General features: G+C 73.2%; 13 protein-coding genes. 10 read left to right on the top strand and 3 right to left on the bottom strand.

The features are described from left to right. The first annotated feature begins 114 nt into the window (after window positions 1-114). From LWC35_RS10095 to LWC35_RS10070, 6 genes are read left to right on the top strand one after another with little or no spacing between them, the layout of a single operon-like run. Complete coding sequence (locus LWC35_RS10095; RefSeq protein WP_232869783.1) at window positions 115-609, top strand: GNAT family N-acetyltransferase; 495 nt, start codon at window positions 115-117, stop codon at window positions 607-609. Beyond that, entirely contained in the window at window positions 602-1,555 is a 954-nt protein-coding gene (locus tag LWC35_RS10090) for an amino acid ABC transporter permease (protein WP_232869782.1), read from the top strand. Before LWC35_RS10095 ends, LWC35_RS10090 begins: the two co-directional genes overlap by 8 nt. Before the next feature lie 11 nt (window positions 1,556-1,566). Beyond that, the gene (locus LWC35_RS10085; RefSeq protein ID WP_232869831.1) at window positions 1,567-2,322 is read left to right on the top strand and encodes an amino acid ABC transporter ATP-binding protein; all 756 of its coding nucleotides are present in this window, start codon (window positions 1,567-1,569) and stop codon (window positions 2,320-2,322) included. Between the two features lie 34 nt (window positions 2,323-2,356). Further along, window positions 2,357-3,349: an ABC transporter substrate-binding protein gene (locus LWC35_RS10080; RefSeq protein WP_232869781.1), complete on the top strand. Its 993-nt coding sequence runs from the start codon at window positions 2,357-2,359 to the stop codon at window positions 3,347-3,349. 17 nt (window positions 3,350-3,366) lie between these two features. Continuing rightward, window positions 3,367-4,452, top strand: a complete 1,086-nt coding sequence (locus LWC35_RS10075) for an LLM class flavin-dependent oxidoreductase (protein ID WP_232869780.1) — start codon at window positions 3,367-3,369, stop codon at window positions 4,450-4,452. Continuing rightward, complete coding sequence (locus tag LWC35_RS10070; RefSeq protein WP_232869779.1) at window positions 4,449-5,813, top strand: NtaA/DmoA family FMN-dependent monooxygenase; 1,365 nt, start codon at window positions 4,449-4,451, stop codon at window positions 5,811-5,813. The genes LWC35_RS10075 and LWC35_RS10070 overlap by 4 nt, the downstream gene beginning before the upstream one ends. Before the next feature lie 113 nt (window positions 5,814-5,926). On the opposite strand, the gene LWC35_RS10065 is transcribed toward LWC35_RS10070, so the two are convergent. Further along, window positions 5,927-6,814, bottom strand: coding sequence for a collagen-like domain-containing protein (locus tag LWC35_RS10065; RefSeq protein ID WP_232869778.1), 888 nt, complete (start codon window positions 6,812-6,814; stop codon window positions 5,927-5,929). A 537-nt stretch (window positions 6,815-7,351) separates the two neighbouring features. After that, window positions 7,352-8,362, bottom strand: a complete 1,011-nt coding sequence (locus tag LWC35_RS10060; protein ID WP_232869777.1) for a thioredoxin family protein — start codon at window positions 8,360-8,362, stop codon at window positions 7,352-7,354. A gap of 233 nt (window positions 8,363-8,595) precedes the next feature. On the opposite strand from LWC35_RS10060, the gene LWC35_RS39085 reads away from it, so the two are divergent. Then, window positions 8,596-8,730, top strand: coding sequence for a hypothetical protein (locus LWC35_RS39085; RefSeq protein ID WP_269803870.1), 135 nt, complete (start codon window positions 8,596-8,598; stop codon window positions 8,728-8,730). A 292-nt stretch (window positions 8,731-9,022) separates the two neighbouring features. Here LWC35_RS39085 and LWC35_RS10055 read toward each other — a convergent pair whose 3' ends face one another. After that, the gene (locus LWC35_RS10055; protein ID WP_232869776.1) at window positions 9,023-9,361 is read right to left on the bottom strand and encodes a hypothetical protein; all 339 of its coding nucleotides are present in this window, start codon (window positions 9,359-9,361) and stop codon (window positions 9,023-9,025) included. A gap of 501 nt (window positions 9,362-9,862) precedes the next feature. Here LWC35_RS10055 and LWC35_RS10050 point away from each other — a divergent pair. Genes LWC35_RS10050 through LWC35_RS10040 form a run of 3 tightly spaced genes read left to right on the top strand, consistent with a single transcriptional unit; the run spans window position 9,863 to window position 13,600 of the window. Then, the gene (locus LWC35_RS10050) at window positions 9,863-10,378 is read left to right on the top strand and encodes a 2Fe-2S iron-sulfur cluster-binding protein (protein WP_232869830.1); all 516 of its coding nucleotides are present in this window, start codon (window positions 9,863-9,865) and stop codon (window positions 10,376-10,378) included. Further along, on the top strand, window positions 10,375-11,358 hold the full coding sequence (locus LWC35_RS10045) for an FAD binding domain-containing protein (RefSeq protein WP_232869829.1): 984 nt from the start codon (window positions 10,375-10,377) through the stop codon (window positions 11,356-11,358). Before LWC35_RS10050 ends, LWC35_RS10045 begins: the two co-directional genes overlap by 4 nt. Window positions 11,359-11,368: 10 nt before the next feature. Then, window positions 11,369-13,600: a xanthine dehydrogenase family protein molybdopterin-binding subunit gene (locus tag LWC35_RS10040; protein WP_232869775.1), complete on the top strand. Its 2,232-nt coding sequence runs from the start codon at window positions 11,369-11,371 to the stop codon at window positions 13,598-13,600. The last annotated feature ends 266 nt before the right edge of the window (window positions 13,601-13,866 follow it).

Below are 13,866 nucleotides of genomic sequence, written 5' to 3'. Positions count from 1 at the left end.
CCGCACGAACGCGGACCGTCCGTCCACAGTGCTCCGATGCGCGCTCTGCGTACCGCTCCGGGGGTCCCTCATGTCCACCTGTCCGCACCAGCACACCCACGCCGGAGCGGCGCGGTGACGGTTCCGCTCGAGATCCGACGGGTCGACTACACCGATCCGCTCGTCCTGCCGATGCTCGTCGAGCTCGACCACGAGTACCGGACGCGCTACCGGCACACCCTCGGTGACCTCGCCGAGGAGACACGCCGCGAGCGGGCCCGGTTCGCGCCGCCGCACGGCGGGCTGATCCTGCTGCTCGAGGAAGGCGTCCCCGTCGCGGGTGGTGCCTTCCGCCGGTGGGACGCCGACACCGCCGAGCTCAAGCGGATCTGGACGGACTCGGCGCACCGCCGGCGCGGCCTCGCCCGGCGGGTGCTGACCGAGCTCGAGGCCGAGATCCTCGAGCGCGGCTACCGCCGGATCCACCTGACGACCGGGCCCCGCCAGCCCGAGGCGCAGCAGCTGTACCTGGCCACCGGCTACACCCCGCTCTACGACCGCTCCCGTGATCCCGAGGAGATCGGTCCCCACCCGTTCGAGAAGCACCTGACCGGAGACCGCCATGAGTGAGCTCGCCACCGCCCACGCCCCGCCCGTCCGCGAGGAGGGCCCGGACGACGGCGCCGACCTCACGATCGTCCGGGCCCGCCACCCGTGGCGATGGGTGGCGACCGCGGCCGTCGCGGTGCTGGTCGCCATGGCGCTGCACGCCCTGGTGACCAACGCGGCGTGGGACTGGGCGACCGTCGGGCAGTACCTCTTCGCGCCGTCGATCATCCGGGCGGTGCTGCTGACCCTGCAGCTCACGGTGCTGGGGATCGTCGTGGGGTTCGTACTCGGCACGGTCCTGGCGATCATGCGGCTGTCGCCCAACCCCCTGCTGCGGTCGGTCAGCTGGACCTACATCTGGATCTTCCGGTCCGTGCCGCTGATCCTGCAGCTGCTGTTCTGGTACAACCTCGCGCTGCTGTACAAGTCGATCTCGTTCGGCGTCCCCTTCGGGCCGGCGCTGTTCGAGATCGGCACGATGGACCTGGTCGGACCGGTCACGGCCGCGGTGCTGGGGCTCGCCCTGCACCAGGCCGCCTACGCCGCCGAGGTCGTGCGCTCCGGCTTCCTCGGGATCGACCAGGGCCGGCTCGAGGCCGCCGCCGCACTCGGCATCCCCCGGTGGCGCCGCTTCCGCCGCATCCAGCTCCCGCAGGCGATGCGCACGATCGTCCCGACGGCGGCGAACGAGCTGATCGGCCTGGTGAAGGGCACGTCGGTGGTCTACATCATGGCGCTGTCCGAGCTCTTCTACCAGGTGCAGGTGATCTACACGCGGACCGGCCGGGTGATCCCGATGCTGCTGGTCGCCGCGGTCTGGTACCTGGTGCTGACCACCGTCCTGTCGATCGGGCAGTTCTACGTGGAGCGGCACTACGCCAAGGGCGCGCTGCGCGTCCTGCCGCCCACGCCCCTGCAGCGGCTGCGGGCCACGTTCACCAGGTTCCGCCGGGAGGTGGCGGCGTGAGCGCGGCGCCGATGGTCGACCTGCGCGGCGTGCACAAGAGCTTCGGCGGGATCGAGGTGCTGCGCGGCGTCGACCTCACGGTCCGGACCGGCGAGGTCACGGTGGTGCTCGGGCCGTCCGGCTCCGGCAAGTCCACGCTGCTGCGCACCATCAACCACCTGGAGAAGGTCGACCGCGGCCTCGTCCGGGTCGACGGCGAGCTGATCGGCTACCGGCGCTCCGGCCGGAAGCTGCACGAGCTTCCCGAGCGGCAGATCCTGCGCCGGCGCAGCCGCATCGGCTTCGTCTTCCAGAACTTCAACCTGTTCCCGCACCTCACGGTGCTCGACAACGTCGCCGAGGCGCCGATCTCCGCGCAGGGCCGGGACCGCGTCACCGTCCTCGCCGAGGCGCGCGAGCTGCTGGACCGCGTCGGCCTCGCGGACAAGGTGGACGAGTACCCGCGCCGGCTCTCCGGCGGCCAGCAGCAGCGGGTCGCGATCGCCCGCGCGCTGGCCCTGCGCCCCAAGCTCCTGCTGTTCGACGAGCCCACCTCGGCGCTCGATCCCGAGCTCGTCGGCGAGGTCCTCGACGTCATGCGCGACCTCGCCCGCAGCGGCACCACCATGGTCGTGGTCACCCACGAGATCGGCTTCGCCCGGGAGGCGGCCGACACCGTGGTGTTCCTCGACGAGGGCCGTGTCGTCGAGCAGGGACCGCCCGCCCAGGTCCTCGACGACCCCCGCGAACCCCGCACCCGCGCCTTCCTCGGCGCCGTCCTGCGCTGACCCCGGCGCGCTCCCACCCGACCGAAGGAAACCCATGTCCCGCATCCCCCGGCCGCTGCGCCACCTGCGGCTCACCGCCGTCGCCCTCCTCGTCCCGGTGCTGGCGGCCGTGGCCTGCTCCGGGCCGGACCCCGACCAGGCCGCGGCACCGCCGTCGGCCACCGGCGCCGCCGTCAACACCAGCCCCGAGCAGAACCGGGTGCGGGCGGACAAGGTCGACGCCATCGCGGCGAAGGTCCCGCAGGCGATCCGTGACCGCGGCACACTCGTCGTGGGCACCACCGGCAGCGGGAACCCGCCGCTGTCGTTCCGGGCCGACGACGACCGCACCGTCATCGGCGTCGAGCCCGACCTGGCCCAGCTCGTCGCCGACACCCTCGGGCTGCGGCTGGACCTGCAGCCGACCTCCTGGGAGAACCTCTTCCTCGCCGTCGAGTCCGGGCAGTACGACGCCGGCTTCTCGAACATCACGGTGACCGAGGAGCGCAAGGACAAGTACGACTTCGCCACCTACCGGGTGGACACCGTGTCGTTCGAGGCGGCGAACACCGGCAAGGTACAGCGCATCGAGAAGCCGGCCGACATCTCCGGGCTGACCATCGGCGTGGGTTCGGGCACGAACCAGGAGCAGATCCTGGTCGACTGGAACGCGCAGAACGAGAAGGCGGGGCTCGCGCCGGCGACGATCCAGTACTACCAGAACGTCGGCGACTACTACCTCGCCCTCGACTCCGGCCGCCTCGACGCCTACTTCGGGCCGAACCCCGGCGTCGCCTACCACGTCGCCACCGGCGGCAAGACGAAGATCGTCGGCTCGGTCAACGGCGGGGGCGGCGGCGTGCAGGCCGACATCGCGGCGATGACCAAGAAGGACGACGGGCTGGTCACGGCGCTGAACGAGGCGCTGAACTCGGTGATCGCGAACGGGAAGTACGCCGAGGTCCTCGGCCGCTGGAACCTGACGAACGAGGCGCTGCAGACCTCCGCCGTCAACCCGCCCGGCCTGCCGCGCAAGGCCGCGTCCTGATCCGCGAGGAGCACCCCATGAGCCGCCCTCTGCACCTCGCCGTCGAGCTCGACGGCGAGGGCGCCCATCCTGCCGCGTGGCGGCGGGCGTCGCACGCCCCCGCCGCCCTGCTCACCCCCGAGCGCGTTCGCGCGCTCGCCCAGGTCGCCGAGAACGCCGGCCTCACCCTCGTCACCTTCGACGACTCGCTGCTGCCGCCCGGCGGGGTCGGGCCGGTCGGGCGGATCGGCGCGGTGGAGCGGGCCGCCTTCGCGGCGGTGCACACCACCGTGCTGGGCCTCGCGCCCGTCGTGTCCACGACCTACTCCGAGCCGTTCCACGTCTCGTCGCAGCTCGCGTCGCTCGACTTCGCCGCGGCCGGCCGGGCCGCGTGGCTGGTCGCCGCGACGGACGACCCGGCGGCCGCCCGCGCCCTGGGGCGCCCGGTCGTCGAGGGCACGGCGGCGCTGCGCCGCGAGGCCCTCGACGCCGTCCGGGTGGCCCGCGACCTGTGGGACTCCTGGGAGGACGACGCCGCGGTCCGCGACGTCGGCACCGGGCGCTACCTGGACCGGGACAAGCTGCACTACATCGACTTCGTCGGCGAGACGTATTCGGTGAAGGGCCCGGCGATCGTGCCCCGGCCGCCGCAGGGGCAGCTGGTGGTGCTCGCACCGGCGGGCCTGCTGCCCGAGGACGTGGCCGACGTCGAGCTCGTGCAGGGCCGGTCCGTCGCCGCCCTCGCCGGTCGGGGCACGGGGTTGCGGTTCGCCGAGCTGGAGATCGCCCTCGACACCCCGGCCCACACCGCTGCGGCGCGGCTGGCCGACCTCGACCGGCGCGCACCGTGGCCGGCCGGTCCGCGGCTGCGCTACACGGGTCCGCCCGGCGGGCTGGTCGCGCTGCTGGAGGAGCTCGCCGGCGTCGTCGACGGGGTGCGGCTGCGCCCCGCCGTCCTCGAGGAGGACCTGCCGGAGCTGTCCGCCCGGGTGCTCCCGGCCCTGTTCCGGTCCGGTACCGCCGCTCGCCCGCGACCGGGCGCCTCCCTGCGCAGCACCCTCGGGCTGCCCCGCCCCGCCTCCCGGTTCGGCCGGCACCTGACCTCCGTGGAGGGGACCGCATGAGCAGCACCGACTACCCGCGTCCCGACGCCCGGCTGCACCTGGGGGTGTTCTTCCAGGGCGTCAACCACTGGACGATCTGGTCGTTGCCGGAGAGCGGCTCGCAGATCGACTTCTCGTCGTTCCGCCGCATGATCACCACGGCGGAACGCGGCCTGTTCGACGCCTTCTTCCTCGGCGAGGGGCTGCGGCTGCGGGAGTCGGGCGGGAAGATCCACGACCTCGACGTCGCGGGCCGTCCGGACGCGATCACGCAGCTGGCCGCGCTGGCCGGCGTGACCGAGCGGATCGGGCTGGTCGCCACCCAGAACACCACCTACAACGAGCCGGCCGACCTCGCCCGGCGGCTCTCCGGCCTGGACGTGCTGTCGAAGGGCCGGGCCGGCTGGAACGTGGTGACCACCGACAACGCCTGGACCGGGGAGAACTTCCGGCGCGGCGGCTATCTCGACCACGCCGACCGGTACGTCCGCGCCGAACAGTTCCTCACCGTGGCCCGGCAGATCTGGGACTCCTGGGACGCCGACGCGCTCGCGACCGGCCCCGACGCCGAGGACTGGGCCGACCCCAAGGGCATCGCGACCGTCGGGGCCCGGACGAGCCAGTTCGACGTCGAGATCACCCCGACCCTGCCCCGCAGTCCGCAGGGACACCCCGTGATCTTCCAGGCGGGCGACTCGGCCGAGGGCCGGGACTTCGCCGCCCGCAACGCCGACGTCGTCTTCTCCGCGCACGGCAGTGACTTCGCCGATGCACTCGCCTTCGCGGGTGACCTCCGCGCCCGGCTCCGCACGGCGGGGCGTCCCGAGGACGCGCTCCGCATCCTGCCCGGCACGGAGATCATCCTCGGCGACACCGAGAAGGAGGCGGCCGAGAAGGCGCGCTGGATCCGGCTGCACCAGGTCACGCCCGCGACCGCGCTGGCGATCGCCGGGCAGGTGTGGGGGATCGACCTGGCCGACCGGGACGCCGACGGCCCGCTCCCCGCGGAGGACCCGGTCGTCACCGCACCGACCGGGGAGATGGGCAGCCGGCGGTGGAAGGACCCGCGGGAGATCGTGCGGACCTGGCGCGAGACCGCCGAGGCGCGTGGGCTCACCCTGCGGGAGACGGTGATCGCGCTGGGGCCCCAGCGCGGGCACGTCGGCACGCCGGGCGGGCTCGCCGAGAAGTTCGCGCACTTCGTCCGGAGCGGTGCGGTCGACGGCTTCAACGTCTCGCCGTACCTCACGCCCGACGGGCTCGACGACATCGTCGACCGACTGGTGCCCGAGCTGCAGGACCGTGGCGTCTACCGGGAGCGCTACACCGGCACCACCCTGCGCGAGCACCTCGGTCTCGGCCCTTCCGGGGACTCCCGGTAGGGGACCCGGACCCGGTCCCGTCGCGGGCAGACCCGACCCCGAGCCGGAGGCGGCGGGCAGGGCGGGGCGGCCCCGCCCGCCGGAGCTGACGGGGCCGCCGGCGCCGCAGCGGGTCACCGCGCCAGGGTGTGCACGTTGCTCGGCCCGGTCGTCGAGGCGTGGTTCGCGGCGGCGTCGGTGTCGACGATCGCGCGCAGGATCAGGCCTCCCTGCAGCTTCACGATCCGGGAGGTCAACGTGGCCAGGTAGCGGACGCCCTCGCGGGGGTCGAGCACGGTTCGCGGCCGGATGTCCAGCGCGGCCCGCTTGACCTTGGTCGCGAGCTCGGCCGGGCTGGGCTGGTACAGCCAGGCCGGTCCGGAGGGGCCTTGCGGGCCCTGGACGCCGGGCAACCCGACCGGCCCGGGCGGGCCCTGCTCGCCCTGCGGGCCCTGGGGCCCGCGGACCCCCGGTGCGCCCTTCTCGCCGCGCTCGCCCTGGGGCCCCTGCAGTCCGCGTGGTCCCTGCTCGCCGGCCTCTCCGATCACCCCGCGCGGGCCCTGGGCGCCGGGCAGGCCCTGCTCCCCTCGGGGCCCCTGCTCTCCCGTCTCGCCGGGCAGGCCGACGGGGCCGGCCGGACCCTGCTCGCCCTGCGGCCCGCGCGGACCGCGCTCGCCCTGCTCACCGGGCAGGCCGGTGGAGCCGGGGAGGCCCTGCTCGCCCTGCGGACCGGTCAGGCCCTCCGGGCCCTGCTCGCCGCGCGGGCCGACCGGACCTCGGGGGCCCGTGTCGCCGCGCTCGCCCTCGGGGCCGACGGGTCCGGCCGGGCCCTTCGGGCCACGGTCGCCCGGTTCGCCGGGCGGACCGGCCGGGCCTTCGGGGCCCTTGTCCCCCCGCTCACCGATGGGGCCGGCGGGGCCGGTCGAGCCCTTCGGCAGGCGGTCGTTCTGCTCGCGGGTGCGGTGGCTCGCGCCCGTGCGGCCGCGGTCGGCCTCGGCGACGGGGACACCGACCGGCGTCACCGCGGGTTCGCTCGGTGTGGCGTCCGCCGGCTCCGTGGTCGTCGGCCTGGTGGTCGTCGGCCTGGTGCTCGTCGGCCTGGTGCTCGTCGGCCTGGTGGCCGCCGGTTGCGGGCGCGTGGTCCTCGCCGGGTTCGGCGTCGTGGTCCTCGGCTCCTCAGCCATCGTGCGCTTCCCTCTCGACGGTGGTGGGCGTGATCCCGTGTCGCACCGGCCTGCTCGACGGCTCCGGCCGGTGCTGGGTCCACGGGTCCGGGCCTCTCGCATCGAGGCCGGACGGTGCCGGAGCTACCCCCTCGCTCTGGCGCCCACACTCCCGGAAAAACGGGGCGGCCCAGGTCAGGAACCGTTGCCCCGGAACGGTCGAACCGGCATCTGGCCGTCCGTCCGCCCCCGATGCGCGAGACGGGCGACCCTGCGCTCGCCCGACCGCGTGCTGCAGCGTCCTTGCCGAGATCTCGGTCTCAGGCCGGGCCTCGGGGAACGCCGCGAGGAACGGTGACGGGCGGTCCCCGTGGTCGCGCGCGCTCTCCCGCCCGCTCAGCCGAAGGTGAAGACGTAGGCCTGGGCGCCGGTGTCGAGGAAGGTGATCTCGACGGTACGGTCGGCGATCGGGCCGTCCTGGCGGATCAGCTGGTGGAGCCGCTCCTCGGTGATCGTGCCCTCGCCACGCGGGTCGGTGTCGAGGCCGGCGGCCCCGGCGGGCGGCCTCCCGTCGATCCGCACCCGGTACCGCACCGGCGCGCCGGTGCGGGAGCCGAGCACGAGATTGAGGTCCCTTCCGTGGAAGCGGTGCAGGATCCGTCCGCCGGGCTCGTTCAGCGTCGTGGTCTGGTCGCCCACCGTCCAGTCGCCCGCGAGCGCCCACTGGTTGAGGGCGAGCCGGGAGGGCGCGTCGTAGGCCTTGCCGCGGTCCGGGTCGACGCCGCCCGGCGAGGCAAAGCCGGTGGCGCGGGCGTAGCCGACGTAGGTCTCCGGCGTGCCCAGCGCTGCCCAGTCGGCGGCGCGGAACACCCCGGTGGGATCGACGGAGACCAGGTCACCGTCGACGTCGTCGCGGCCGGACTCGGCGACCAGCTGCTGGATCACCCGTTCCGATCGTTCGTAGTCCTCCTCGCCGAAGTGGTGGTGGCGGATGCGTCCGTCGCCGTCGACGAAGTAGAGGGCGGGCCAGTAGGCGTTGTCGAAGGCGCGCCAGATCGCGAAGTCGTTGTCGACCGCGATCGGATGCTCCACGGCGAGCCGGTCCAGGGCCGTCCGGATCTTCGCCTGGTCGTGCTCGAACGGGAACTCCGGGGAGTGGGCGCCGATCAGGACCAGCCCGGCGTCGCGGTACTTCTCGGCCCAGGCCCGCACGTAGGGCACGGTGCGCAGCCAGTTGATGCAGGAGAAGGTGCAGAACTGGACGACGACGACGTTGCCGCGCAGCGCGTCCCGCGTCAGCGGTGCGGAGTTCAGCCACGCGGTGGCACCGTCGAGTTCCGGGAGCTCACCCTCGACGGGTAGCTGCCCGCGAGCCGGACCGTCCTCGAACCCGACGTTCGGCGCCATGGAGCGAGTGTGCGCGCGTCGGAGCCGGTGGGGCTCCGCCGCGCAGCGTGACCGCGAGCCGCCGTCAGGAGCAGCGGGCCGAGCGACACGGGCTGTTCATCGACTCGTCCCGCGCGTCGGTTGCCCGCGGTGGCGGTTCTGCGGGACAACTGGAGGAGTGGAACGTGTACTGACTCCGGGGGAGACGCGGGCCGAGGCGGCCGCGATGTTGCTGCGGCCGGCTCGAGGATCTCGTGGTCGCCTACGCCTCGGTGCCCGTGGACGAGCGGATGGACGTGCTGAGCAGGGAGGCGGACCGGATCACCGGTGAGGTCGCCCGGTACCTGCAGGCGGCGAGGCACCAGATCACCGCCTCGCCGCGCCGCTGAGGACGGGATCCTTCGGGCCCGTGATCGCCGGGCGTCGAGGGCGAGCGGGAGCTCCCACCGCCGGACGGGCCCCTCCGAAGGCCAGCACCTCCGGGCGCCGGTGAGAACCTCAGAACGCCCCGCCACACCGACGGCGGGGCGCCCGGTGGCGCGATGGCGTCGCCCGGCAACCCTCGGGCTCGAACGAGGTCGAACCCTCCCCGCGCTCTCTTCGTCGACGCCGGGGGTCCGATGACCTGGCGACCTGCGGAAACGGATCGCCGGCGGGCGGCGGAGGGCAGGGGCCGGAGGCTCATGCCTCCTCGAGCGCTTCCCCGAAGTCCCGCAGGAGCCGCAGGTGCCGCTGGCGGGAGAGCAGATGCCCCACGCCGATCGCGGCGGCCACCGGCCACTCGAGGATTCCGACGGCGGCCAGGGTGACCAGACCACCGATCCAGGCCAGCGAGTCGGCGGCCGGCAGCCGAACGGTGCCCAGGCCCGAGATCTCGACCTTGACCGAGTTGTCCTGCACGTTCTTCTCGATCGCGCGCAACAGCTCGCCATGGCCGACCCGGACGGCAGGTGCCTCGGCGGAGGTCCCGGTGGTCCGAGGTTCCTGTGCTGCGCCGGCAGGCGTGGTGGTCGTTGACATTGCGGTCCTCCTCTGCGGGGCCGCGGGCGGACCCGGTGAGACGGCGAACGACGCGCACCGTGCCTCCGTGGGACGTCCGGGACATCGTCCACCCGAGGTGAGGTGACGGTGGTCACGCAATGGGCAGTCCCTGGCGGCGCCCGACGCCGACCACCGGCTGCCCGGGCGCGTGCTTGCTCCGCGGACGTTGTTGCCAGGAGCGGCGGTCCCGCCCTGCCCGAGTCCGATGGCCCTTGCCGACGTCGGCCGGGGCGCGGACGGTGGCCGCCGCCGCCGGGCCCGACGCGCGAGGTCCGCGGACCGGGTGACGAGATTCGCGTGCGCCGGGGTCGTCGTTCCCGACGCGACCGGGGGCGCACGACCGCGAGTGGCGTGCACACCGAGCCAGGACGGGAGGCCGTGGTGAGCGACGTGGTGACGGGCGTCACGGGGATGACGTCATCGGGCGTGGCCGGGGCTGCAGCACCCGCAGCGGAGCAGAACGAGGACGAACCGCCGCAGCTGTTGGCGATCACCTTGGACGTCAACGGTCAGGTGGAGCGTCTCGAGCTGGACGCGCGGACGTCGCTGCTCGACGCGTTGCGCGAGCACCTGCACCTGAGCGGGACCAAGAAGGGGTGTGACCACGGGCAATGCGGCGCGTGCACGGTGCTGGTCGACGGCCGGCGGATCAATTCCTGTCTGACGCTCGCGGTGATGCACGAGGGCGACCGGGTGGTGACGATCGAGGGTGTGGGCGATCGCGAGGATCTGGACGCCATGCAGCGCGCGTTCGTCGAGTGCGACGCCTTCCAGTGCGGCTATTGCACCCCTGGGCAGATCTGCTCGGCGATCGGCATGCTCGCCGAAGTGCGGGCGGGTTGGCCCAGCCACGTGACCGCTGATGTCGCGTCGCCGAGGACGGCTCTGACCGATGCGGAGATCCGCGAGCGAATGAGCGGCAATATTTGCCGGTGCGCCGCTTATCCGAACATCGTTGCAGCCATTCACAGCGTGACGGGGAAGGGTCCGCGATGAGGCCCTTCACCTACGAGCGCGCGACGGACGCGCGGGCCGCGGTGGCAGCAGGGCGCCGAGCAGGCGCGAAGTTCATCAGCGGGGGAACGAATCTGCTCGATCTGATGAAGCTCGACGTGGAGCGGCCGAGCCATCTGGTGGACATCAGTCGGCTGCCGTTGCGGGACATCGAGGAGCTGTCGGACGGCGGACTGCGGATCGGCGCGCAGGCTGCCAATTCCGACACCGCGGCCGACGCCCGCGTGCGGAACCGTTATCCGGTGCTGTCGGAGGCGCTGGTGTCCGGGGCCTCGGGCCAGTTGCGGAACAAGGCGTCCGTCGGGGGGAACCTGGTGCAGCGCACCCGCTGCCCGTACTTCTCCGACACTGCCGCGGGCTGCAACAAGCGCGACCCCGGCTCCGGGTGCTCGGCGATCGGCGGTTTCAACCGCATGCATGCGATCCTCGGCGCGAGCGAGGCCTGCATCGCCACCCATCCCTCGGACATGGCCGTCGCGATGACGGTGCTGGACGCCCGGATCGAGTTGCTCGACGCGGCTCACTCCCTCCGTCGGGTCGACATCACGGACTTCTACCGGCTCCCGGGCGAGACGCCGCACCGAGAGACCGTGTTGCGGCCGGGCGAGATGATCACCGGCGTCGTCCTGCCGCCGCCTCCACCGGGCCGGCAGCGCTACCGCAAGGTGCGGGACCGGGCGTCCTACGAGTTCGCACTGGTCTCCGTGGCGGCGGTGGCCGCGGTCGAGGAAGGAACGATCCGTGCGGCACGGGTGGCGTTCGGCGGGGTGGCGCCCAAGCCCTGGCGGTCCGTCGAGGCGGAGGCCGCGCTGACCGGCCGTCCGGCCACGATGGCCACATATCGCGCCGCCGCGGAAGCGGCGATGCGCCACGCGGTGGGGCAGGGGTGCAACGATTTCAAGATCGAGCTGGCCAAGCGCACGCTCTGCCGGACGCTGGCGCAGGTTGCCCGGGCGAGTTGAGGAGGCGACGATGATCGGCCAGGCTCTCGACCGCGTGGACGGCCCGTTCAAGGTCACCGGTCGGGCGACCTATGCCTACGAGCACTGGGAGGCCGGCCAGCCGCTCTACGGATCCGTCGTCGGGGCGACGATCGGCAGGGGCCGCATCGCCCGGATCGACACTCACAGGGCCGGACGCTCGCCCGGAGTGCACAGGGTGCTGACCTCTCACGACCTCCCGGCCCAGGGCACCCCCGACCCGTCCCTCCCCTTCGAGTTCTGGCGGGCCCATCCGGTGATGAGCGGCCCCGACGTCGACCACTACGGGGAAGCCGTGGCGCTCGTCGTCGCCGCGACCGTCGAACAGGCGCGGGCGGCGGCCGACCTGGTCGACGTCGAGTACACGGTCGAGCCCGGCTCCTTCGACTTCGCCGCCGGCCTGGAGCAGGCCTACGTGCCCGCCGGCCCGATCTACGGCATCGTCCCGGTCGCCACCGCCGTGGGTGACTTCGAAGCCGGGTTCGGTTCCTCTCCCGTCACGATCGACGAGCGCTACACGACGCCGTACGAGCTTTCGCAGCCGATGGAACCGCATGCCTGTCTGGCGGTGCCGGACGGCGAGGACCTGATCGTCTACGTCAGCACGCAGATCGTCGACGCCGCCCGGGCCTCGATGGCCAGCACGCTACGGATGGATCCGGAGCGGATCCACGTCGTCGCCCCGTACGTCGGCGGAGGTTTCGGCTCCAAGCTGCGGATCCACGCCGAGGCGATCCTGGCGGCGTTCGCCGCGCGCGCGTTGCGCCGGCCGGTGAAGATCGCGCTGACCCGGCAACAGATCTTCCAGCTCACCGGCGTGCGCCCGACGTCGGACCAACGCGTTCGGCTGGGCGCGCAGCGGGACGGGCGCCTGGTCGCGATCGCACACGAGGCCACGATGGCCACGAACCGGCACTGGGAGTACATCGAGCCGACGGCTGCCACCACACGCAGCCTCTACGCCGCGCCGAACCGGCTGACGAGCCACCGGCTCATGCCGCTGGACGTGCTGCGCGGGGAAGACGTCCGAGCGCCGGGGGAGGCGCCGGGGCTGCTGGCCGTCGAGTCGGCGATGGACGAGCTGGCCGTCGAGCTCGGCATGGATCCGGTCGAGCTGCGGATCCGCAACGAGCCCTCCGTCGACCCCGAGCGAGGGGTGCCGTTCAGCGAACGACGTCTGGTCGGCTGCCTGCGCGAAGGCGCGCGACGGTTCGGGTGGGAGCGCCGGGTCGCGACGCCGGCGAGCGTGCGCGACGGGCAGTGGTTGATCGGCCACGGCATGGCTGCGGGGATCCGCGGACACTTCCAGGCGCCGACAACGGCCCGGGTGCGGTTGGCGGCGGACGGCCGCGCCGTCGTCGAGACGGACATGACCGACATCGGTACGGGCACTTACACCATCCTGACCCAGGTCGCGGCCGACGGGCTCGGACTGGCGCCGGATCGGGTACGGGTCGAACTCGGGCGTTCGGAGTACCCGGTCGGCGCGGGCTCGGGCGGCTCGTGGGGTGCGGCCAACTCGAGCACTGCGGTGCATCGCGCGTGCCTGGCCCTGCGCGAGAAGCTGGTGGCCACCGCGTGCGCCGACACGCGGTCCGTGCTGCACGGGTCGGATCCGGCCCGTGCGACGTTCGCGGACGGCAGGGTGAGCATCGAGGGCGTGTCGGAGGCGTTGAGCGAGATCGTCGCTCGCAACCATCCGAACGGGGTGGAGGCGGACGGCGCGACCGTCGCGATGACGGACGATCCGAACTACCGGGACTACTCCATCCACTCCTACGGTGCGCATTTCGTCGAGGTGGCCGTCGACGCCGACACCGCCGAGATCCGTCTCCGGCGGATGCTGGGTGTGTTCTCGGCAGGCCGCGCTCTCAACTCCAGGACGGCACGCTCGCAGTTGATCGGCGGCATGATCTGGGGAGCCGGCGCAGCCCTCGAGGAGGAGGCCGTCGTCGACGCGCGCTCCGGTGCCTTCGTCACCCGGGATCTCGCGAACTACCTGGTGCCGGTGCACGCCGACATCCCTGAGATCGACGCCGTCGTGCTCGACGGGTACGACGGCAAGGCCAACGTCCTGGGCGCGAAGGGCCTCGGCGAGCTGGGCATCTGCGGGGCCGGAGCGGCAGTCGCGAATGCGGTGTTCAACGCCACGGGGGTACGCGTGCGCGACTTCCCCATCACGCTCGAGAAGGTCATGCCCGGGCTGCCACCCCTGGTGTCCTGATCCGAGGTGCCGTCGAGCGGGAGGGCGATGAGATCGAATGGTGTGCCGGTGCCTGAGCCGACCTGCTGGGGCAGACCGTCGTCCTGATCGGCGGTAGCGCGAGGATCGGGCTCGAGACGGCCCGGCGCGCGGGCGAGGGCGCCGAGGTCGTGCTGATCGGCCGCTGTCCCGCGCGCCCACGACGGAGAGAGGGTGCGCCCCGTATTCCCGTGACGGCGCCGTATGTCCGGCTCGCCCCGGCGGGAAACACCACTCGGCCGAGACAC

The sequence above is a fragment of the Pseudonocardia kujensis genome (genome assembly GCF_021283305.1).
Classification (GTDB): Bacteria; Actinomycetota; Actinomycetes; order Mycobacteriales; family Pseudonocardiaceae; genus Pseudonocardia; species Pseudonocardia kujensis.
This window is presented reverse-complemented; position numbering and strand designations above follow the sequence as displayed.

Coding starts and splice junctions, on each gene's coding strand:
- LWC35_RS10090 (WP_232869782.1), top strand. CDS start 602: ATGAGTGAGCTCGCCACCGCCCACGCCCCGCCCGTCCGCGAGGAGGGC.
- LWC35_RS10085 (WP_232869831.1), top strand. CDS start 1,567: ATGGTCGACCTGCGCGGCGTGCACAAGAGCTTCGGCGGGATCGAGGTG.
- LWC35_RS10080 (WP_232869781.1), top strand. CDS start 2,357: ATGTCCCGCATCCCCCGGCCGCTGCGCCACCTGCGGCTCACCGCCGTC.
- LWC35_RS10075 (WP_232869780.1), top strand. CDS start 3,367: ATGAGCCGCCCTCTGCACCTCGCCGTCGAGCTCGACGGCGAGGGCGCC.
- LWC35_RS10070 (WP_232869779.1), top strand. CDS start 4,449: ATGAGCAGCACCGACTACCCGCGTCCCGACGCCCGGCTGCACCTGGGG.
- LWC35_RS10060 (WP_232869777.1), bottom strand. CDS start 8,362: ATGGCGCCGAACGTCGGGTTCGAGGACGGTCCGGCTCGCGGGCAGCTA.
- LWC35_RS10055 (WP_232869776.1), bottom strand. CDS start 9,361: ATGTCAACGACCACCACGCCTGCCGGCGCAGCACAGGAACCTCGGACC.
- LWC35_RS10045 (WP_232869829.1), top strand. CDS start 10,375: ATGAGGCCCTTCACCTACGAGCGCGCGACGGACGCGCGGGCCGCGGTG.
- LWC35_RS10040 (WP_232869775.1), top strand. CDS start 11,369: ATGATCGGCCAGGCTCTCGACCGCGTGGACGGCCCGTTCAAGGTCACC.